The organism is Streptomyces sp. NBC_01750, from assembly GCF_035918095.1.
GTDB lineage: Bacteria > Actinomycetota > Actinomycetes > Streptomycetales > Streptomycetaceae > Streptomyces.
This window is the reverse complement of sequence record NZ_CP109137.1, coordinates 5,261,502-5,282,723: the sequence shown is the minus strand read 5'-3', so window position 1 is coordinate 5,282,723 and position 21,222 is coordinate 5,261,502. Positions and strand designations below refer to the sequence as shown.

Annotated in this window: 20 protein-coding genes; 13 read left to right on the top strand and 7 right to left on the bottom strand. The window is 70.6% G+C overall.

All coding sequences use genetic code 11. The features are described from left to right. Window positions 1-313: 313 nt before the first annotated feature. Window positions 314-1,090, bottom strand: a complete 777-nt coding sequence (locus OG966_RS23965) for an IclR family transcriptional regulator (protein ID WP_326651864.1) — start codon at window positions 1,088-1,090, stop codon at window positions 314-316. A 60-nt stretch (window positions 1,091-1,150) separates the two neighbouring features. Here OG966_RS23965 and dhaM point away from each other — a divergent pair, with 60 nt between their 5' ends. The 3 genes from dhaM (at window position 1,151) to OG966_RS23950 (ending at window position 2,380) form a co-directional block, all read left to right on the top strand. Beyond that, complete coding sequence (gene dhaM, locus OG966_RS23960) at window positions 1,151-1,543, top strand: dihydroxyacetone kinase phosphoryl donor subunit DhaM (protein ID WP_326651863.1); 393 nt, start codon at window positions 1,151-1,153, stop codon at window positions 1,541-1,543. Then, complete coding sequence (locus tag OG966_RS23955) at window positions 1,527-1,823, top strand: HPr family phosphocarrier protein (RefSeq protein ID WP_326651862.1); 297 nt, start codon at window positions 1,527-1,529, stop codon at window positions 1,821-1,823. The genes dhaM and OG966_RS23955 overlap by 17 nt, the downstream gene beginning before the upstream one ends. A gap of 89 nt (window positions 1,824-1,912) precedes the next feature. Next, on the top strand, window positions 1,913-2,380 hold the full coding sequence (locus tag OG966_RS23950) for an ATP-binding protein (RefSeq protein WP_326651860.1): 468 nt from the start codon (window positions 1,913-1,915) through the stop codon (window positions 2,378-2,380). A 393-nt stretch (window positions 2,381-2,773) separates the two neighbouring features. Here the strand turns inward: OG966_RS23950 and OG966_RS23945 are convergent, their stop codons facing one another. The 5 genes from OG966_RS23945 to OG966_RS23925 form a co-directional block, all read right to left on the bottom strand. Beyond that, window positions 2,774-3,652, bottom strand: a complete 879-nt coding sequence (locus tag OG966_RS23945) for an ABC transporter permease (protein WP_326651859.1) — start codon at window positions 3,650-3,652, stop codon at window positions 2,774-2,776. Continuing rightward, window positions 3,639-4,577 carry an ABC transporter ATP-binding protein gene (locus OG966_RS23940; RefSeq protein WP_326651858.1) on the bottom strand — a complete coding sequence of 313 codons (939 nt, stop codon included), beginning with the start codon at window positions 4,575-4,577 and terminating at the stop codon, window positions 3,639-3,641. Before OG966_RS23940 ends, OG966_RS23945 begins: the two co-directional genes overlap by 14 nt. A 95-nt stretch (window positions 4,578-4,672) precedes the next feature. After that, entirely contained in the window at window positions 4,673-5,917 is a 1,245-nt protein-coding gene (locus tag OG966_RS23935) for a LolA family protein (RefSeq protein WP_326651856.1), read from the bottom strand. A 175-nt stretch (window positions 5,918-6,092) separates the two neighbouring features. Then, window positions 6,093-7,094, bottom strand: coding sequence for a CHRD domain-containing protein (locus OG966_RS23930; protein WP_326651855.1), 1,002 nt, complete (start codon window positions 7,092-7,094; stop codon window positions 6,093-6,095). 323 nt (window positions 7,095-7,417) lie between these two features. Continuing rightward, window positions 7,418-8,428: a polyprenyl synthetase family protein gene (locus OG966_RS23925; protein WP_326651854.1), complete on the bottom strand. Its 1,011-nt coding sequence runs from the start codon at window positions 8,426-8,428 to the stop codon at window positions 7,418-7,420. Window positions 8,429-8,607: 179 nt separating this feature from the next. Between OG966_RS23925 and OG966_RS23920 the strand changes: the two genes are divergently transcribed. The 9 genes from OG966_RS23920 (at window position 8,608) to OG966_RS23880 (ending at window position 19,633) form a co-directional block, all read left to right on the top strand. Next, entirely contained in the window at window positions 8,608-10,608 is a 2,001-nt protein-coding gene (locus OG966_RS23920; RefSeq protein WP_326651853.1) for a CocE/NonD family hydrolase, read from the top strand. Window positions 10,609-10,692: 84 nt separating this feature from the next. Continuing rightward, entirely contained in the window at window positions 10,693-11,925 is a 1,233-nt protein-coding gene (gene fahA / locus OG966_RS23915; RefSeq protein WP_326651851.1) for a fumarylacetoacetase, read from the top strand. Next, window positions 11,922-12,614: a GOLPH3/VPS74 family protein gene (locus OG966_RS23910; RefSeq protein ID WP_326651850.1), complete on the top strand. Its 693-nt coding sequence runs from the start codon at window positions 11,922-11,924 to the stop codon at window positions 12,612-12,614. The genes fahA and OG966_RS23910 overlap by 4 nt, the downstream gene beginning before the upstream one ends. A gap of 119 nt (window positions 12,615-12,733) precedes the next feature. Beyond that, complete coding sequence (locus OG966_RS23905) at window positions 12,734-13,513, top strand: GntR family transcriptional regulator (RefSeq protein ID WP_406731204.1); 780 nt, start codon at window positions 12,734-12,736, stop codon at window positions 13,511-13,513. A 61-nt stretch (window positions 13,514-13,574) separates the two neighbouring features. Next, on the top strand, window positions 13,575-13,802 hold the full coding sequence (locus OG966_RS23900) for a 4Fe-4S dicluster domain-containing protein (RefSeq protein WP_266533934.1): 228 nt from the start codon (window positions 13,575-13,577) through the stop codon (window positions 13,800-13,802). Between the two features lie 23 nt (window positions 13,803-13,825). Next, window positions 13,826-15,181, top strand: coding sequence for an ABC transporter substrate-binding protein (locus OG966_RS23895; protein ID WP_326651848.1), 1,356 nt, complete (start codon window positions 13,826-13,828; stop codon window positions 15,179-15,181). Further along, window positions 15,178-16,038 (top strand): ABC transporter permease, encoded by an 861-nt coding sequence (locus OG966_RS23890; RefSeq protein WP_326651847.1) that lies wholly within the window; start codon window positions 15,178-15,180, stop codon window positions 16,036-16,038. The genes OG966_RS23895 and OG966_RS23890 overlap by 4 nt, the downstream gene beginning before the upstream one ends. A 107-nt stretch (window positions 16,039-16,145) precedes the next feature. After that, entirely contained in the window at window positions 16,146-16,928 is a 783-nt protein-coding gene (locus OG966_RS23885) for an ABC transporter ATP-binding protein (protein WP_326651846.1), read from the top strand. 11 nt (window positions 16,929-16,939) lie between these two features. Then, window positions 16,940-19,633 carry a fumarate reductase/succinate dehydrogenase flavoprotein subunit gene (locus OG966_RS23880; RefSeq protein WP_406731207.1) on the top strand — a complete coding sequence of 898 codons (2,694 nt, stop codon included), beginning with the start codon at window positions 16,940-16,942 and terminating at the stop codon, window positions 19,631-19,633. Here OG966_RS23880 and OG966_RS23875 read toward each other — a convergent pair. Next, window positions 19,620-20,474, bottom strand: coding sequence for an SCO6745 family protein (locus OG966_RS23875; protein ID WP_326651845.1), 855 nt, complete (start codon window positions 20,472-20,474; stop codon window positions 19,620-19,622). The genes OG966_RS23880 and OG966_RS23875 overlap by 14 nt on opposite strands. 121 nt (window positions 20,475-20,595) lie before the next feature. On the opposite strand from OG966_RS23875, the gene OG966_RS23870 reads away from it, so the two are divergent. After that, window positions 20,596-21,216: a Uma2 family endonuclease gene (locus OG966_RS23870; RefSeq protein WP_442806749.1), complete on the top strand. Its 621-nt coding sequence runs from the start codon at window positions 20,596-20,598 to the stop codon at window positions 21,214-21,216. Window positions 21,217-21,222: the final 6 nt, after the last annotated feature.

Here is a 21,222-nt window from a genome sequence, read left to right as displayed (position 1 = left end):
GGGAGGTGGCCGCCAGGTGGTCAGGGGTCGGGCACCTGGCGGCCGGCTCAGGGGAACCGGATAACCAGCGGAATCCGGCAAGACGTTCACTATGGATGAACGTTGTTCCGGAAGTTAAGCCCGCGTTTCAGACCTGTCAAGAGGTTCGGCGACTATCGGGCACTACGGACACGGGAAAGGCCCCACGGCGATGCGCCGAGGGGCCTGGGCGGAGGGGCAGGTGGCGGGGCGCCGGGGCCCGCCGTCGAGCTGCAGATGGATGCGGAGCGTGCAGGTCAGGTGCCCGCGAGGCTGGTGGGTGCGGGCGGGCAGATCAGGGGCCGGCGATGCGGGCGGTCCCCCGAGGGGCACCCAGGTCACGGGAGAGGTTGCGGGCAGTCTCCCGGACCGCGACCGCAAGCTCCTGACGTGCCGATTCGGCCAGCAGTCGCTCGACGGGGCCGACAATTCCGATGGCACCCACCACCTCGCCGGAGCGGTCGAAGACAGGCGATGCGATACCCGCGTCCCCGATGGCGGACTCCTGATCCTCGATCGCGTACCCCGTCCTGAGAATCTCCTTCAGCTGGCCGGCCAGCTCCTCCGGGTCGGTGATGCTGGCGCCGGTGAGCACTGCCCGGTCGCCCGCGAGCAGCCCCTCGCCCACGGCCGCCGGAGCGAAGGCCACGACGGCCTTGCCCAGGGCGCAGGTGCTCCACGGGATGCTGGCTCCCACCTCGAGGATCTGCACGGCACCCTCCGGCCGGAAGGCGTGGTGCACCACCAGGACATGGTCGCCGGTGAGCACGGCTACCCACACCGCCTCGTTCGCCCGGGTGGCGAGCTGGTCCGCCCAGGTCAGTGAGCGGGTCCGCAGCTCCTGGGTGTCCAAGTAGGCGTTGCCCAGCCGTACCAGGTCCGGGCCGAGCTGGTACTTGGAGCTGTCCCGGTCCTGCACCACCAGCCCCTCGCTCTCCAGCGTGCGCAGCAGCGCATGGACGGTGGGCTTGGCCACGCCCAAGCGGTCGGCCAGCTCGGTCACACCCAGCCGGGGCCCAGTGGATGCGAGATCCCGCAAGATCTGCACCGCCCGATGAACCGCTTGCACCATCGAAGAATTCTCCTCGTTCAGTATTGATGAACAGTGTTCTGAGATATAGCGTGGTCGTTCATGAGCAACCTTGTCGGCATCGTACTCGTGTCCCACAGCGCCGAGCTCGCCGCAGGCCTTCGCCTGCTGGTGGAGCAGATCGGCTCCGACACAGTCCCCCTCGCCACCGCCGGAGGAACCGACGACGGACGGATCGGCACCAGCTACGACCTCGTCCTCGCCGCGATCCGGCACGCCGACCGCGGAGCCGGCGTAGTCGTCCTTCCCGACCTGGGCAGCTCCGTCCTCACCGCCCGCACCGTCCTGGAAGACCATCCCCGCACCGACGTAACGATCGTCGACGCACCCTTCGTCGAAGGAGCCGTCGCAGCCGTCGTCACCGCCGCATCCGGCGCCGATCTCAAGACCGTCGCCAACGCCGCCAAGGAGGCCCGTCATGTCCCCAAGCTCTGAGTCCAACGCCACGACCACGATCACGGTGAACCACGAAATCGCCGTCGTCCTGCCCGCCAACCTGCACGCCCGCCCCGCAGGCCAACTCGCCCGCGCCGCAGCCGAGTACACCAGCGCAATACAGCTGGAACACGGCGGCCGCACCGTCAACCCCACCGGCGTCCTCGCCGTGATGGGCCTGGGTGCCACCGCCGGAAGCACCGTGACCGTCCGCGCCGAAGGCCCCGACGCAGACCAGGCCGTCACGGCGTTGGCCGAGATCCTCGCCACCGCCGAATAACCCGGCCACGCCTCCGCACCGAACGAGCCGCCGCTTCCGATATGAGAAGCCGAGACAAGTGGAGGTGGTCGAGGATGACCACTCCGGCCATGACCACGTCTGACACCAGCGTGGCACCGCACCCGCGGACCGAGTACATCCTCCCGCTGCCGCACATCCCTGAGGCCGTCTCCGCCGTGCGCCACCGCGCACGCAGGATCCTGGGCCACTGGGCCCTGCCCACGGAGACAGCGGACGACGCCATCCTGGTGATCTCGGAACTGATCACCAACGCGATTGCCCACGCACTGCCCCCAGCAGTACTGCGGCTGTCGATGCCCGAGGCCGGCGGCCGTCACGCCCTCCGTATCGAGGTCGCGGATGCTGGGCCGCGACCGCGCCGATCACCCGAGAGCCCGCCCCCTGCGGAACATGAGGAACACGGCCGCGGGACCGGCATCATCGCAGCCCTTTCCATGCGACACGGCATTTCCCGCCACCTCCACAGGATGACCCGATGGGCGGAGCTCCACGTGGCGTCCGGCCACACCGGCAGTGCTGCCACTGCAAGCCCTTGAAGAACGTCCCGGCGGGGCACGGGAACGGTCGGACCCGCGCAGAAGCACATGGCGATGACCATGACCACGGTGGCCGCGACCGGCCGACGACGGGCCGGCTTCCTCGGAGTAACCATCAGCAATTGCCTGCTCCAACCGCCGTTTGGTTCGAGGTGGAGAATGGTGAGGCACCGTACGGCAGGAGCACACGGTGGCGGTGCACCTGTACCTGACCGCATGTGCGGAGTTCGCAGCGTGGGCTCTGGTCCAGGGGGTGCGGTGCACGGCGAACTCGGCCGGCTACCAGCCGCGCGACGTGCCACGTCTCGAACTCGCTTGCGGCATCATCTGCTTGAGGCGTCTCCGCACCTCATTCTGAAACGATCAGTAAGGCCCTCCAGGCGGAGAGCTCCTTCACGCGGTGATGTCCTTCGCCGTGAAGCGCGCCCACGCGGCCGACCCGAACACCGCCACGTACACCCCCTGCAGACCGAGGTTCTTCGCTACCTCGTCCCAGTAGACCGGCTCCCGCATCAGGTCCGCGAACGACATCCAGTAGTGCGGGAAGAGGTAGGGATGGATCGCGTGCAGCTGCGGAATCCCGTCCAGGATCTGCACCGTGATCAGCAGTCCGACGGTCGTCGCCATCGCCGCGATGCCACTGCCGGTGAGCGTCGAGATGAAGAGACCGAGCGCCGCGATCCCGCTCAGCGACGCGGCGACGACGGCCGCGACCAGTGCGGCCCTCAGCAGTCCGTCGCCGAAGGAGATCCGGGTGCCGGAAATGGTCGTGACATCGCCGAGCGGGAAGAGCAGCGAGCCGACTGCGAGCGCGGACACCGCCACGACCAGGGTCGCGGCCAGGCAGAAGGCGCAGGCGGTGGCGTACTTGGCGAGCAGCAGCCGGCTGCGTCCGGCCGGGGCGACCAGTAGATAGCGCAGGGTGCCGGAGTTCGCCTCGCCCGCGATCGCATCACCCGCGACGACGCCGATCGCCATCGGGAGGAAGACCGGCAGGGTCGCGGCGAGCGCGGCGAGGACCAGGAACAGGCCGTTGTTGGTGATCTGGGCGATGAAGGCGGGGCCGCCACCGCGGCCGCCGCCGGCCGGACCGCCGCCGCTCGTCTCGACCCTGATGGCGATGCCGATCAGTACGGGTACGGCGGCCAGCACGCCCAGCAGCGCGAGCGTGCGCCCGCGGCGGAACGTGGTGGTCAGCTCGGAGCGGAAGAGGCCGAACGTCCACAGCGGACTGCTCGTCCTTTCGCGTACGAGAGTGTCAGCCTGCGACATCGAAGCCCTCTCCGGTCAGCGCGACAAAGGCGTCCTCGAGCGAGACGCGCTCGACGCCGAAGCCTCGTACCCGTACGCCGCCCTGCACCAGCGCGGCATTGATCTCCGCCAACTCCGTTTCCATGACTGGCAGTTCCCCCGTCACCCGACACTCGGCCACGGCCAGATCAGTGACCCCCAGCTCCTTCAGGAGCCGGGCGGCGTCGGCAGGGTCGGGGGTGGTGACGGCAAGCCGCCCCCGCGCGCCCGCCGCGAGATCGGCGACCGGGCCCTGGGTGAGGAGCCGGCCCTGGGCCATCACCGCGGCATGCGTGCAGACCTGCTCGATCTCGTCGAGCAGATGGGACGAGAGAAAGACCGTGGTGCCGTCGGCCGCCAGCTCCCGCACCAGAGAACGGATCTCCCGCATGCCCTGCGGATCGAGCCCGTTCGTCGGCTCGTCGAGCACCAGCAGCTTCCGTGGCTGCAGCAGCGCGGCGGCCAGCCCCAGCCGCTGCTTCATCCCGAGCGAGTACGCCTTGGCCTTCTTGCCCGCGGCCTGCGCCAGCCCGACCCGGTCCAGCGCGGCGGCGACACGGGTGCGCCGCGTTCGGGGATCGGCACTCGGGTCGGCGGAGTCGTAACGCAGCAGATTGTCGCGGCCGCTCAGGAACCCGTACAGCGCGGGCCCTTCGATCAGTGCGCCCACCTGCGGCAGTACGGTGCGGACCGCGCGCGGCATGGGCATACCGAGGACCGTGGCGCTGCCGGCGGTCGGCTCGATGAGCCCCATCAGCATCCGGATGGTGGTGGTCTTGCCGGAGCCGTTGGGGCCGAGGAACCCGAAGACGCTGCCGTCAGGCACGCTGAGATCGAGCCGTTCGACGGCCAACTGCCCGCCCCGGTAGCGCTTGGTGAGCCCCTGCGTCTCGATGACGGCTGTCATTCCGGTCCCCCGTTCACTCGTCAGCGGTCCGCCCCACCGTACGGAGCGTACGGCGGGGCGGACGGTAAGCGCGCGTCGTCATGACTGACCTGGTGTTACTTTGCCTCGTTCGCGGCCTTCACGAGCGCGTCCTTGGTCACGGCGCCGACGTAGACCGTGCCGTCGTCCGTCATCAGGGCGTTGACCAGGCGGGTCTTGAAGACCGTGCCCGAGCCGAACTTCCCGTTCACCTGGTCACCCAGCGCGTCCAGGAACTTCTTGGCCTCCGGCGGCACATCGCCGTCCTTCGGCGTGGTGGGGTGCTGACCGCCCGGCGTCTCGATCTTGGCGATGGCGTTCCAGCCCTTGCCGATGACGTTCAGCCCCTGGAAGCCCTCCAGGCCCATGAAGTCCTCATGGCCCTTGAAGCCCTCGTGGTCCTTGGCTCCCTTGTCCTGCTTCGGCTCGTCGGCCTCTGTCACCTTCGCGCCCTTGGGCGGGGTGAAGTCGAAGGTCGACGCGTCCGGCTTGGAGAAGTCGACCTTGGTGAAGCCGACGTCGATCGCGGCCTTGCCGCCACTGCTCGGGGTGAGCGTGAACTTCAGCGGCACGCCGTTCTTGGCGTCCACCGCGACCTTGATCGATCCGATCGTCGAGCCACTCTGCTTGGGCTTGATGACCAGCTGGTAGGCATCGCGGCCGGCCACCTGCGCCGTACCGCCGACAGTCACCGAGGTGGTGTCGTCCGCGGCCTTGAGCGCCTCTGCGGCGAACTCCTTGGGCGTGCTCGGGAGGTCCTTCGGCAGGGCCCCGTGCTCCTTGCCGGAGCCCTTCCTGCCGGAGCCGTCGTCCTGGCTGCCGTCCTTGGCGTGGTAGGCCTCGTTCGAGGCGCTGTCGTACGCCCAGACCTCGTCGCCGTTGTGGATCAGGCTGTACTCGGCGGTGTCCTCCAGGATCGACACCTTCCCCTTGTCGGGGCCGTCCGCCGCGACCCGCAGGGTGTGCGAGCCGGTGGCCAGCTCCATCAGCTTGCCGTCGGGAGAGGCGGACGAGCCCGACCCGTCCCGCTCGCCGCCCAGGCCCGCCAGGCCGCCCAGCGACGGGATACCGAGGTCAGTGTTGATCTTCACCGTGCCGGAGAGCTGCTGGGTGTCCGACGCGGCCATCTTCTCGATGAGTTCCTGCGCGCTGATTTTTGGCAGATCGGGGTCACCGGAGGCAGCGAGCGCCGGGACGAGCCCGATGGTCGCCGCCGCCACCCCGGCCACCGCGGCCGGGACGATGTAGCGCGCTGCCCTGCGGCGGCCCGCTGCGAGGTCCTTGGCCTCTTCGGTGGTCTGTGCGCTGTCGTTCGGTGCCATGGTGTGCCCTACCTCCGTGGTTGGTCAGGCGTCGTACTCATCATCTGACCAAATCGGACGTGCGGAAGCGTCAGACCCCGGGAGCAACTTGGCGTACTGCTCTGGGATGACGGCAGAGGAGCGGCGCCTCCCCCGGCCAGTGGGGGAAGCGCCGCAAGCCCTGTTGCCGTACCGGTTACTTCTGGATGAAGACGTAGTCCGCCCCGTAGGGGACGCCGACGATCGCTCCCTGCTCGCAGCTGCCGGCCGGCGCGACGCCGCCCACGGTGTTCAGCCGGAGGATCTCCTGGGTGTTCGCCAACAGCCCCCGCTTCTTGCCGGACTGGGTGGCCTGGAGGTCCAGCTCGGGGATGTTCTTGTCGCCGTTCGGTGTCTTGCTGATCAGCTTTCCGGTGACCGCGCTGTGGTCCTGTGCGACCCACTGCGGCGTGCCGGAGTTGGGGGCGGTGAAGGAGTGGTCGATGTGACCGCCGAGGACGGCGCGCACATCACGCTGCTGGAACGAGAACCTGCCGTCCTCGCCCTTCTTGCACTCGTAGATCTGCCTGCCCTTGACGACGGAGGCCTGGAAGTTGTCGAGCGCCTTGCCGAAGCCGAAGCCGTTGGTCACCTTGTGGAACTGGCCGCGGACCGCTCCGCCCGGGAACTCTGCGGTGTGCAGATTGGCGTAGAACCCGTTCGGGTCTGTCTTGAAAGCGTCGAGCACGGCCCTGTCCGTGACCTTGACCGTGCCGGTGACGGCGCCGGTCCAGCCCTTGCTCTTGGTCGTGCCCTTGCTCAGCAACCCGGTGAAGTCGATCTTGATGCCACCGTTGCTGCCCTTCGCGCCCTGGTGGATGTGGAGGGCGGTCGGCTTGTCGGTGCCGCGGAACTTCACCGCGACGGACACCTTGTCCCCCTTGACCTTCACGAACTCCAGCGCGGCACCGTCGCGGTCACCGACGGCGGGCCCGCCCTGGACCGGCACCTCGCTCGCGCCGTTCAGGCTCGCCACGAAGAGGGCGGCGCCGCGGTCGGAGCCGCTCTGTACGGCGATGTCCGCGCCGCTGCCCGGGTGGCCCGAGTGCCCGGCGGCGGAACTGTTGCCGGCCGCGAAGGCCGGCAGGACGGCGAGGGCGACACCGGCCGCGGCAGCGACAGCGGTGGTACCGACAAGGATGATCTTGTTCCGCTTCATTACGAAATCTCCCCGTACACGAGGCCAACGCCCACTGCGTCAGCTTCTGGGCATGAGTACGGAGTGGATCCGAGGTTAGACTCAATCCAACAAAGTGACCTGCGTCACAGATCTCGAGAAGACGTGCCGCCTCCGCCGGGAGGGTGTACGGGAGGTGGCGTACAGGCAAACAAAGGGTCCGGCAGGGCGCCCTGCGCGTGTCCCCGACAGGGCGTGCGGCATCGGGCCCGCCCGCGCTCCCGCCGGTCGGCCGTGGTCCCTCCCGACCATCAGGGCCCGGCCGTGGTCCCGACCATCAGCACGCGGAGCCGGCCCGTGTGCGGTCAGCCCGCGCGGTGGACCACCGCGTCGCAGAGCTCTTCCAGAGCGGCCTTGGCGTAGCAGTCGGGCAGCGGGGCGAGCATCGCCCGCGCCTCCTCCGCGTACCGCACGGTGTCCCGCCTGGCCTGCTCGAGCGCCGGATGCGCGCGCAGCAGCCGCAGCGCCTCGGCATGGCGGTCGTCGTCCGTCAGGTCCCCGTCGAGCAGCGCGACGAGCTCCAGGTCCTCGGGGCGTTCGTGCGCTGCCGCCTGCGCGCGCAGATGCAGCACGGGCAGGGTCGGGATGCCCTCGCGCAGATCCGTGCCGGGCGTCTTGCCCGACTCGTGCGAGTCGCTGGCGATATCGAGTACGTCGTCGGCGAGCTGGAAGGCCACACCGAGCCGCTCCCCGTACTGGGTGAGGATGTCCACGACACCCTCGTCGGCGCCCGACATCATCGCGCCGAACCGCCCCGAGACCGCGATCAGCGAGCCCGTCTTGCCCCCGATGACATCGAGGTAGTGCTCGGCCGGGTCGCGGCCGTCGCGCGGCCCCGCGGTCTCCAGGATCTGGCCGGTGACCAGGCGCTCGAACGCCTCCGCCTGGATGCGTACGGCCTCCGGACCCAGGTCGGCCAGTATGTGCGAGGCCCTCGCGAACAGGAAGTCGCCGGTCAGTACGGCGACGGAGTTCCCCCAGCGCACGTTGGCGCTGTCCACACCGCGCCGGACCTCGGCCTCGTCCATCACATCGTCGTGGTACAGCGTCGCGAGATGGGTCAGCTCGACGACCACGGCCGAGGGCACGACACCCGGCGCGTGCGGATCACCGAACTGCGCGGCGAGCATCACCAGCAGCGGCCGGAAGCGCTTGCCCCCGGCGCGTACAAGATGCTGTGCGGCCTCCGTGATGAAGGGCACCTCGCTCTTGGTGGCATCGAGGAGTCCCGCCTCGACAGCCGCCAATCCGGTCTGGACATCGGCCTCAAGAGCCTGGTCCCGCACGCTCAGCCCGAACGGCCCGACGACGGTCACGAGGGGATCTCCTGTCTGCTGACGATCACACGGATTGTCGATGTGTCGCTGGATTCACTCAAGTCAGCGTATCCGGTCGCCTTTCGATCACCGTGGGCGCCTTCCCGCCTCCCCCGGTATGTTCGTGATCAGCTCATACACCTATGAGTGGGCCTTTTGTCCTGAACCGGGGTCCTGTCATGCGCATCCGTACCGAGTTCCCGTACGACACCGGCCACGAGGACGTCCGGATCCCGCTCCCGGACGGGACAAGGCTGTATGCGCGCGTCTGGCGGCCGCTCACCGACGAGCCCGTACCTGCCCTCCTCGAGTATCTGCCGCACCGGCTCAGCGACGTGACCGCGCCGCGCGACCACCAGCGTCATCCCTGGTACGCGGGCCACGGCTACGCCTCCGTACGGGTCGACATCCGCGGACACGGCAACAGCGAGGGCATGCCGGGCGACGCGTACGACACGACCGGGCCTGCCGACGGGGTCGCCGTCGTCAACTGGCTGGCCCGGCAGCCGTGGTGCACCGGCCGGGTCGGCATGTTCGGGATCGCCTGGGGCGGCTGCAACGCGCTCCGGATCGCGGAACTCGCACCCGAGCCGCTGAAGGCGGTCGTCACGGTCTGCGCGGCCGACGACCCGTACGACAACGACATGCACTACATGGGCGGTTCGGTGCTCGCCGCCGGTATGCACGCCTGGTCCGCCACCCTGCTCGCCTTCGCCGCGCGCCCGCCCGACCCGCTCTTCGTCGGCGACGAGTGGCGCGAGATGTGGCTGAAGCGGCTGGAAGGCGTCGTCCCCCGCATCCACACCTGGCTCGCCCACCAGCTTCGCGACGACTACTGGAAGCACGGCAGCGTCCGCGAGGACTACTCGGCGATCGACGCGGCGGTGCTGGCCGTGGGCGGCTGGCACGACCCGTACCGGGACACGGTGCTGCGGCTGGTGGAGCATCTTCCGCCCGATCGTGTACGTGGGCTGATCGGCCCGTGGTCGCACCAGTACCCGGACCGGGGGCGTCCTCCCGGACCCGCGATCGGCTTCCTTCAGGAGACCCTGCGCTGGTGGGACCACCACCTCAAGGGTCTCGAGAACGACGTCATGGCCGAGCCCCTGCTGCGCTCATGGATCAGCGAGTCGCATCCGCCCGCGACGACCTACACCGAGCTGCCGGGCCGCTGGGTCGGCCTCGCCGCATGGCCCTCGCCGCACATCACCACCGTCCCGTACGCGCTCCGGGGCGCGCCGGTGATCGTCGTCTCGCCGCTCCACACCGGCCTGGACGCCGGCCGCTTCCTGCCCTCCGGGAACGACGCCGACCTGCCGCCCGACCAGCGCGACGAGGACGCCTGCTCGGCCTGCTTCGAGTTCCCGGTCACCGGCGACCCGATCGAGATCCTCGGCCGCCCCCGGGTGACCCTGCGGCTGCGCCTGGACATGCCCCACGGCCAGGCGATCGCCCGGCTCTGCGACATCGCCCCGGACGGCTCGTCCGCCCTGGTGACCCGGGGCGTACTCAACCTCTCCGCCCGCCACGGCCGCGAACGCTCCGACGCCTGGCCGCCCGGCGGGACGGAGGACGTCGCCTTCGAGCTCAACGCCATCGGCCACACCTTCCCGCCGGGCCACCGCATCCGGCTCGCCGTCTCCTCCGCCTACTGGCCCTGGATCTGGCCGCAGAGCACCTCGGACGGCTTCACGCTCGACCCGGCGGGCTCCCGCCTCGAACTGCCCGTGCACGAGAGAGGCGAGAACACGGCGGACAAGATCACCTTCGAGGAACCCGAACAGTCCGAGCCGCTCGGCGTCAGCGTCCCCGTGACCTTGGACGAGCAGCGCCCGGAGCGCCTGGTGATCCGGGACGTGGCGAAGGGCGAATGGCGCCTGGAGGTCGACCCACGCCACGGCGGCACCCGCGTCCATCCGGACGGCCTGGAGTTCACCGAGGACGCCCTGGAGACGTACACGATCCAGGAGGGCGACCCGCTCTCCGCGCACACCCGCTCCGACTGGACGACCCGGCTGCACCGGCCGGAGCTCGCCTGGGACGTCCGGATCGAGACGCGCTCGGAAATCACCTGCGACGCGGCCGACTTCATCACCTCGAACGAGGTGGTGTGCAAGGACGGCCGCGAGATCGTCTTCCACCGCACCTGGGAGAAGCGCATCCCGCGCACGGCGGGCTGACCCGGTCGGACGTGCGACCTGCCGCCGCGGGGCAACGTCCACGTAACGTGTCACTCACACCCGTGGAAAGCGAGGCAAGCACCGATGCCCGAGCAGAGCCCGCTCGATCTGGCCGAGGGCGATCCCTTCGGCCCGCACAACCTCCCGTACGGCGTCTTCACCACCGCCGACGAGCCCGACCGCCGCCGGCTCGGCGTCCGCATCGGCGACCAGGTACTCGACGCGGGAGCGGCGGCGCACGCCCTCGGCTCCCCCTACGCCGCCCTGCTGGCCCGGCCGAGCCTCAATCCGCTGCTCGCCGCGGGCCGCACCGCCTGGCGCGATGTACGCCGCGCGCTCACCGCCTGGGTCACGGTGCCCGCCCACCGGCCGGACATCGAACCGCTGCTCCACCCGCTCGGCTCGGTCACGCTGCACCTCCCGTACGACGTCGCGGACTATGTCGACTTCTACGCGAGCGAGCACCACGCCACCAACGTCGGCAAGATCTTCCGGCCGGACGGGGACGCACTGACCCCCAACTGGAAGCATCTGCCGATCGGTTACCACGGCCGCTCCGGCACGGTCGTCGTCTCCGGCACGGACGTGATACGCCCCTGTGGCCAGCGCAAGACCCCCGCCGACGCCGCGCCGCTCTTCGGCCCGTCAGTGAAGCTCGACATCGAGGCCGAGGTCGGCTTCCTCGTCGGCACCCCCTCCGAGACGGGCAGGCCGGTCGCACTCGGCGACTTCCGCGACCATGTCTTCGGGCTCTCGCTCCTCAACGACTGGTCGGCGCGCGACATCCAGGCCTGGGAGTACGTCCCGCTCGGCCCGTTCCTCGGAAAGTCCTTCGCCACGTCCGTATCCGCCTGGGTGACGCCGCTCGAGGCCCTGGACGCGGCCAGGGCCCCCGCGCCCGTCAGGGACTTCGATCTGCTCCCCTATCTCGACGACTCCGCCGAGGAGGAGCCGGGCGGCTTCGACCTGCGCATCACGGTGGCGATCAACGGCCATGTGGTCGCCGAGCCGCCGTTCGCCACCATGTACTGGACGGCCGCCCAGCAGCTGGCCCATATGACGGTCAACGGCGCCTCGCTCCGCACGGGAGACCTCTTCGGCTCCGGCACGGTCAGCGGCCCCGACGTCCACCAGCGCGGCTCGCTGCTCGAGCTCACCTGGAACGGCCGGGACGCGCTCGAACTGCCGGAGGGAAAGCGGACCTTCCTGGAGGACGGCGATGTGGTGACCATGACCGCCTGGGCGCCGGGCCCGGACGGCGTACGGGTGGGCCTGGGCGAAGTGACCGGACGGATCGTACCGAGCATCGGGCAATGACCGAACTCACCCTGCCCGAGGAGTTGTTGCTGCTTGCCCTCGACCCGGTGACGGGCCGCCGGCACTGCGGGCGGCGCTATCTGCAGTACGGGCTGGCCGGCGCCGTCCTGGCCGAGCTCGAGCTCCAGGGCAGGGTCGCCGAGGCACACGGCCGGGTGACGGTGGTCAACCCACTGCCGCCGCAGGACCGGCTGTCGGCGCAGATCCTGGCGAGCCTCCCGGCCCCGGGCAAGAGCCGGTTCGGCGACGGCATACGCGCCCGGCCCTGGGTCAGGCGCACCGGGCGTGAGGTCGAGGAGCTGTGCCTGCACCAATTGGTGGGACGTGGTGCGCTGCGGGTGGAGACCCGCCGTCTCCTGGGTCTCATCCCGTACCACCGCTACCCGGCGGCGGCCGAGGACTGGTCGGCGCCGGTGCGGGGGCGCTACGCCGCGTCGGTGTCGGCCGGCTTCCCGGACCGCCGCGGCCGGCTGCTCGCCGCCTTCACCTTGGCGATCGGTCTTGCCGGGGTGCTGAATCCGCGATTCCGGTCCTGGCGGGCGCGAGGGGCGCTGCGCGCTCTCGTACGGGAGGAGTGGGCGCCGTACGCGGTGCACCGCGCCGTACAGCAGGACAAGCAGTCGAGCAGCAGCGGTGGCGGCTTGGGGGGCGACGGCGGGAGCGGCGGCGACGGGGGCGGCGGCGACTGACGCCCCCCGGGGTGGCAGATCTTTCCACTCCCCCCACAAACATGCAGGTCAGAGCGGTGCGTCGTGACGCCTTGAGTGGCGCAACACTCTGGCAACACCACCGTCGACACAGCGTCGGTATGGTCCGACGCATGCCCGAACGTATCCGTGAGCACACCGTGCCGGTCGCCGCCGCCCGACGGCGGCGGCTGCGCGCGGACCAGGCGCGGCAGCTCGCCGATCTGCTGCGCCACCAGGTGCGCACCGGTGGCTTCCCCGGCGGCGTACTGCCGCTGGAAGGCGCGATCGGCGACGACTACCGCGTGTCCCGCAACACGGTCAGGCAAGCCCTGGATCTGCTGCGCACGGAAGGGCTGGTCGAACGACAGCCGGGTGTCGGCACCGTCGTGGTGTCCGAGAAGTACTCGCACGGCCTCGACCGACTGCAGGGCCTCGCCGAAACCCTGCACGAACACGGCGACGTCACCAACGAAGTCCGTACGGTCGGTCCGGTCGCCGCGCCCGCACCCGTGGCCCGGCGGCTCGGCCTCACGGAGCACACCGACGTGCTCTGCATCGAGCGGCTGCGCCGGCTGAACGGCCTGCCGCTCTCCCTCGACCTCACCTACATCCCGATGGACATCGGCAGCGGTCTGCTCGGCTGCGACCTGGAGCACACCGATGTGTTCCGGCTGCTCGAAACGCTCACCGGGCAGCCGCTGGGCACGGCCGAGATCACTCTGGAGGCCGTCAACGCCGACGCGCACTCCGCCGCCGTACTCGAAGCCCCGCGCGGCACGGCCGTACTCATGCTGGAACGACTCACCCATCTCTCCGACGGACGGCCCGTGGACCTGGAGTTCATCCGCTTCCGCGGCGACCGCATCACCATGAGCGGGCTGCTCCACCGCTGCGTCTGACCCTCACCCGCACGGCTTTGCCCGTACGCCCTTCACCCGCACCCCTTTCCTGGAGACAGCCATGCCTCTGGCCCCCCAGCGCGCCGACGTGCCCGTGACCATCGACGAGTCGAAGTGCATCGACGGCTGCACCCTCTGCGTCGACATGTGCCCGCTCGACTCCCTCGCGATCAACCCGGACAGCGGCAAGGCCTTTATGCACGTCGACGAGTGCTGGTACTGCGGCCCGTGCGCGGCCCGGTGTCCCACGGACGCGGTCACGGTCAACATGCCCTATCTGCTGCGGTAAAGCCCCGAGAGGCACGAACTCCCATGTCACGCAAGCCAGTTGCGCTCCTCGCCGCCACCCTGCTGCTGCCGCTCACCGGCTGCGGCGGCGAGGCGAACGCGGGCGACTCCGGCACGGTCACGGTGACCGTCGGCTACCAGTCCAAGACCATCAACACCGTCACGGCCGGCACGCTGCTCCGGTCGCTCGGCTACTTCGAGCGTGAGCTCGCCGCACGCGGCAAGCGTGACGGCGTCACCTACAAGGTCAAGTGGCAGGACTACGCCACGGGCGCGCCGATCACCGCCCAGATGACCGCCGGAAAGATCGACATCGGCTCGATGGGCGACTTCCCGCTGCTGATCAACGCGGCCCGCGGCAAACAGCTGAACCGGCCGACGCGGCTGGTCTCGGTCACCGGCTACAACCTGCGCGGCGGCCTCAACACGGTGGTGACGGCACCGGATTCGAAGGCGGCATCGCTGAAGGATCTGCGCGGCAAGAAGGTGTCGACGAGTGTCGGTTCGGCGGCCGACGGCACGCTCGTACGGGCGCTGCAGCGGTCGGACATCGACCCGGAGAAGGACATCCGCAAGCTCAACCAGCAGCCTGCGGTGGGTGCCTCGGCACTGCAGGCGGGCAGCGTGGACGCGCTCTCGCAGTTCGTGGCGTGGCCGGGGCTGCTCGCGTTCCAGGGCAGGGCGAAGGCGCTGTACGACGGGGCGGAGCTGAACCTGCCGACGTTCCACGGGGTCACCGCGCGCGAGGACTTCGCGAAGAAGCGGCCCGCGCTGCTCGAGGACTTCCTGCGGGCGCAGGCCGACGCGACGGAGTATCTGCGCGCGCACCCGGTGGCGGCCGCGGAGTCGGTGGCGAAGGCGACCGGGCTGCCGGCCGAGGTGGTCTACCTCTACAACGGCGCCAACGGCATCGCCACCTTCGACCCGACGATCAAGCCGCGGCTGGTGGACGCCCTGAAGAAGGACGTGCCGGTGCTGAAGTCGGCGAAGCTGGTGGGCGACGTGGATGTGGACGCGTTCGTCGACGACCAGTATGTGAAGCGGGCGTACGGCGACGGCTACGCGAAGGCACTCGGCGCCACGTCCGCGGCCGCGAGAAGCGAGGTGTGGCTGACGGGCAAGACCGTCACGCAGTCCTTCAACTCCCCTGCGGAGCTGCTGCGTCATGTCTCCGCCCATCGGGACGCGGTCCGGGCGGCGTACGTCCCCGACGCCACCACCGGAACGCTCTGGTTCGCCGACAAGGCGGTGTGGGTGGCGGACGGCACGGCACTGCGGCCCTTCGTCGCGCCGTCCACGGCCGCCGCGTATGTCGCGGCGCACCCGAACGCCCGTACCGTTCCGTACGCCGATGCGCTGAAGCGGGCGTCGGCGTCATGAACACCGCATGGCCCCGGTACGCCCTGCGCGCCCTCTCGCTTGCCGCCGCGCTCGGCCTGTGGCAGCTGCTGACCGCGTTCGATGTGAATGTGTGGCTGCGTTTCGAGCAGTTCCCGACGGTTGTGGACGTCGCGCGAGAGTTCGGGGAGCGGATCGGCAGCGGCCCGTACTGGCAGGACCTGACCGACAGCCTCACCCGTATCGTCACCGGTTTCGCGCTGGCGGCGGTCGCGGGTGTGGCCATCGGCACGGCCGTCGCCCGCTCCCGCCTGGCGGCGGACCTGCTCGGCCCGGTCCTGGAGGTGCTGCGACCCATCCCGGCGATCGCCCTGGTGCCGGTGGCGATCCTGCTCTTCCCCAGCAATGAGCAGGGCATCGTCTTCATCACCTTCACCGCGGCGTTCTTCCCGGTCATGGTCTCGACCCGCCACGCGGTGCGCGCCCTGACCCCGGTCTGGGAGGAGGCGGTCCTCACGATGGGCGGCGGCAGGTGGCGTGTGCTGGGCTCGGTGGTCCTGCCGGGGGCGCTCCCCGGGATCCTCGGCGGGCTTTCGGTGGGCATCGGCGTCTCGTGGATCTGTGTGATCTCGGCGGAGATGATCTCCGGTGAGTACGGGGTGGGTTACCGCACCTGGCAGGACTACACGGTGGTCGACTATCCGGGCGTGTTCGTCGGCATGGCGACGATCGGCGTGCTGGGCTGGCTGACCTCGACGGCGGTGGAGCTGGCGGGGCGCCGGGTGACGCGGTGGCTCCCGCGGACGGAACACGCGGAGCCGGTGCCCAAGGTCCGGCGGGCCCGGGGGATTTCCCCCACCCCGCCCCTTCCCGGACATGTCAGCCCCGCCGGCGATTGAGGCGCGGGGTCCGGGGCGAAGCCCCGTGGCCCACCGCAGGCGCCCCCACCCGCACCCCTACTCCGCACGCACGCACGCACGCACGCACGTACAAGGAGGCGTAACCCATGACCACCCCCTCCCACACGCTCTCCCCCGCCACGAAAACCTCACCCCGCGGCGCCCGCCTCACACTCTCCCGCGTTGCCCTCGGCCGCCCCGGAGCCACCGTCCTCGACGGGCTCGATCTCGACATCGTGTCCGGGGAGATCCTGACCGTCGTCGGGCCCTCCGGCTGCGGGAAGTCCACCCTGCTGCGCACCCTCGCCGGGCTCCTCCCCGCGCGAGGCGGGAAGGTCGAACAGGACGGCGCCCCCATCACCGCCCCCCACGCCGAACGGGCTCTGGTCTTCCAGGAGGATGCGCTGCTCCCCTGGCGCACCGTCCGGTCCAATGTCGAACTGCCCCTCGCGATCAAGGGTGTTCCGCGTGCCGAGCGTCGCCGTCGCGCCGAGGCGTGGCTGGCGCGCGTCGGGCTGGACGGGCACGGGTCCAAGCTCGCGCACCGGATCTCCGGCGGGCAGCGGCAGCGCGTCCAGCTCGCGCGTGCCCTCGCCGCCGAGCCGCGGGCCGTGCTGATGGACGAGCCCTTCGGGGCGCTCGACGCGCAGACCCGGGCCGGGATGCAGCAGCTGCTCGTCGAGGTGCTGCGCGGCACCGGCGCCACCGTCGTCTTCGTCACGCACGACGTGGACGAGGCTCTCTTCCTCGGCGACCGCGTAGCCCTCCTCGGCACCGGCCGCGTCCTCGGCGTGCCGAAGCCGCGCGAGCGGGCCGCGCACTCCGACCCCTCCACCGTCGCGCTGCGCCGCGAGGTCCTTGAATCCCTCGGCAGCAACACCACCGACTGAAAGGCACGACCGTGCAGATTCCCGCTCTCTCCGACGCCGAGGAGCTCACCTGCGACGTCCTCGTCATCGGTGGCGGCACGGCCGGCACCATGGCGGCGCTCACCGCGGCCGAGCACGGCAGAGACGTCCTCCTGCTGGAGAAGGCGCATGTACGCCACTCCGGCGCCCTCGCCATGGGCATGGACGGTGTCAACAACGCCGTGATCCCCGGCCGCGCCGAACCCGACGACTACGTCGCCGAGATCACCCGCGCCAACGACGGCATCGTCGACCAGTCCACCGTCCGTCAGACGGCGACCCGCGGCTTCGGCATGGTCCAGCGACTCGAGTCGTACGGCGTGAAGTTCGAGAAGGACGAACACGGCGAGTACGCGGTCCGCCAGGTGCACCGCTCCGGGTCGTACGTACTGCCCATGCCCGAGGGCAAGGACGTCAAGAAGGTCCTCTACCGGCAGCTGCGCCGCCGCGAGATGCGCGAACGCATCCGGATCGAGAACCGGGTGATGCCGGTACGGGTCCTCACCGCCGGGGGAAAGGCCGTCGGAGCCGCCGGCTTCAACACCCGTACGGGCGAGTTCGTGAAGGTACGAGCGGGCGCGGTGATTCTCGCCACCGGCGCCTGCGGCCGTCTCGGACTCCCCGCCTCCGGCTATCTCTACGGCACGTACGAGAACCCCACCAACGCCGGTGACGGTTACGCCATGGCCTACCACGCGGGCGCCGAGCTCACCGGCATCGAGTGCTTCCAGATCAACCCGCTGATCAAGGACTACAACGGCCCGGCCTGCGCCTACGTCGCCAATCCCTTCGGTGGCTACCAGGTCAACCGGCACGGCGAGCGCTTCGTCGACTCCGACTACTGGTCGGGCCAGATGATGGCCGAGTTCGCGAACGAACTCGCCTCCGACCGCGGCCCGGTCTACCTCAAGCTCAGCCACCTTCCCGAGGAGTCCATCAGCGCGCTCGAAGGCATCCTGCACTCCACCGAACGCCCCACCCGCGGCACCTTCCACGCGAACCGCGGCCACGACTACCGCACCCACGACGTCGAGATGCACATCTCGGAGATCGGCCTGTGCGGCGGCCACTCGGCCTCGGGCGTACGCGTCGACGACCACGCCCGCACCACCGTGCCCGGTCTGTACGCCGCCGGTGATCTGGCCTGCGTCCCGCACAACTACATGATCGGCGCCTTTGTCTTCGGCGATCTGGCGGGCGCCGACGCGTCCCAGTACCGGGCTTACGAGGGCGAGTTGCCCGCAGACCAGCTGCGCGACGCCCACGAACTGATCTACCGGCCGCTGCGCAACCCGGAAGGACCGCCCCAGCCGCAGGTCGAGTACAAACTCCGCCGCTTCGTGAACGACTACGTCGCCCCGCCCAAGTCCGGCGCCCGGCTCTCCCTCGCCGTGGACCACTTCGAGCGGATGCGCGGCGAGATCGCGGAGATGGGTGCCGAGACCCCGCACGAGCTGATGCGCTGCGCCGAGGTCACCTTCATCCGCGACTGCGCCGAGATGGCGGCCCGCTCCTCCCTCGCCCGTACGGAGTCCCGCTGGGGCCTCTACCACGAACGTACGGACCATCCGCAGCGCGACGACGAGGACTGGCTGCACCACCTGGACCTGCGCAAATCCTCTTCCGGGACGATGGAGTTCACGGCGCGGCCGGTTGCGCCCTACCTCGTCCCCATCGAGGAGTACGCCCCCACCGGCGGTGCATCACGCCACCTCGGCGAGGTCCAGGCGGAACAGGTCGCCACGGCGGGCCCCCGGGACATCGCGCCGGTCGGCTCCGGCGTCCGCGCCCCGGTCCGGCAGGACGCCGTCGACGCCTCCCACTCGCCCCGGATCCTGGAGCTTCTCGGCCTCGCCGAGGAGGAGCCCGAACTCCCCCAGCTGCGTCCCTTCCTGACCGACCCGGACCCTGCCGTGCGCCGCGCCGCGATCGCCGCACTCACCGAGACCGTCCCGCCGGGTACCGGCCCGGCGCTCGCCGCGACACTCGCGGACTCGGACCCCGGCGTCCGCACCGCCGCCGCGGCATCCCTGCGCGAGCTCGTCGAAGTCCTGCCCCCGGAGCCCGACTTGTCCCGGAGCCTCACCGGGGCGCTCGGCAACGACGACCCTCAGGTCCGGGCCGCCGCGCTCGATGTGCTGCGCGCGCTGCGCCTGGGCGACGCCGCCTCCTATGCCCGTACGCTCGACGACCCGGACATCGAGGTGCGCATCGAGGCCGTACGCGCTCTGGTGTCGGTGGACGCCCTCGATGTCGTCGCCCGCGCCACCACCGACCCCGCCCGCGAGGTCCGCGTCGCCGTGGCGCGCAGCCTGAACGACCCGGAGGCCCTGGAGCCCCTGGTCCAGGACCCGGACATCCTCGTCCGCGCGGCGGCACTCGCCGCGCTCGCCACCGCCGGCTGCCCCGCGCCGTACGCCGTCGCGGCCGTCACCGCGCTGGCCGGCCCGTCCTGGCAGGTCCGCGCGGGAGCCGCCACCGCGCTGGGCGCGGCGGATCCGGAAGTGGCCGTGCCCGCCCTGGCCAAGGCCGTCGGCGACCCGAACGCCGATGTCCGGAAGCAGGCCGTGCTGGCCCTGCTCAAGCACTCCGCCCGCGAGGACGCCCGCGCCGCACTCGCCACCGCGGTCACCGACCCGGACGCGGACGTCCGCGCCTACGCCTCCCGGGCGGTCACTCCGGCCTGAGCGGCGGCAGCCCCATCGCATTGGGGAACGGCACCCCTCCCGCCTCGACGATCCGCCGGGCGAGCGGACGCAGGCACCCGGCCAGCCGGGCCGTCCCGTCCGCTCCCAGCGCGTCGGTGAGCGGGCGGGCGAGCCGATCGGTGGCCGCCTCGATCGCATCCCGCTCGAGGCGGCCCTGGGCAGTGAGCGTACCGTCGGGCGCGAGTACGCCACGGTCGCGGAGCCGTACCTCCGCTGTCTGCCACTCGGCCTCTGCCCAGCCGCGATTGAGGCGTTGCTCGGGCGGGGCGAGGCCCAGCGCCACCGTGATCACATTGGCCTCGCAGCCGTCCACCCCGGCGGTCACCAGGGCGGCGACATGACCGTCACCGCGGAATTCCCGCAACGCGGTGGCGGCCCACCACAGCGCCAGATGGGGCTGCTCGGGCACGGGCAGCGCGGCGTGCGCGGAGAACAGGACCCGCCCGGCGGCGGGCAGGGCCTCGACCGCCCGGCACGCGAGGTTCGCGGCTTCGGCCACCTGGGGACTGTCCGCGAGTTCCCCGAGCAGTCGGCGCAGAGCCTGGTCGGCCACCTCGAGCCGGGCGGCCAGGACTGCCTCGGGCGCGCAGCGGTGCCAGGCATCCGGGAGAGCGCGGGCGACCCTGGCCGGCGCGAAGTTGTAGAAGGCCGCCGTCACCACGTCCGGGGACACCGCGCCGAGCGCGGCCGCCCGGGAGGCGAAGTACCCCATCCAGAAGCCGTTGAGCCCGTCCCCGGCGGCCGAATAGACGGGCCCCGTCTCCGGCGCGAAGTAGACGGGCGCGTGAATGCACTCCAGCAACTGCCAGATGTCGTCCATGGCCGCCGACGCTAGCCCACACGCTGGGCGCGTCAACGCGACGTGACGCCTTCATCCGTGCGCAGGAGCCTGATCTACTTCCCCCAGGTTGCACGGGACAGGCCCGCGAGACTCCCGTCCCATGGGAACACCAATATGCGGCAGCCCCGGGGCCCCGGAGCCCAGCTGGCCCACCCCGCCCCTGAACGGCTGGACCGCCGATGACCTGGACCGGCTTCCGAATCTGCCTCCGCATACGGAACTCATCGACACGAGCCTCGTCTTCCCGACTCCGCAGACCCTCTTTCATGAGCGCGCGATCGGCTTCTTCAGCAGGCAACTGGAGTCGGTCTCGCCGCAGGATCTGGAAGTCTTCGCGCGATTCACTATCGACATCGACCGCTGGAACCGCCCAGAGCCCGACGTGATCGTCGTGCGCGGGGATGTCGTCCAGGACCCGGAGCAGACCCGATTGCCCGCCGATTCCGTGGTGCTGGCCATCGAGGTCGTCTCCACCGACTCTGTGACCCGCGACCGCGAGACGAAGCCGGTGAAGTACGCACGGGCCGAGATCCCGCACTACTGGCGGGTGGAGGACGTGGACGGCCGGGCTGTGGTCCATGTCTTCGAGCTGGAGCCGGCCACGGGGGCGTACACCAGCACCGGCATCTTCCACGACCGGATGAAGGTCTCCGTCCCCTTCCCCGTTGACCTCGACCTCGCTCAGATCAAGCCCCGTCGAAGCAGGGCCGCCGAAGAGTAGCCGGTC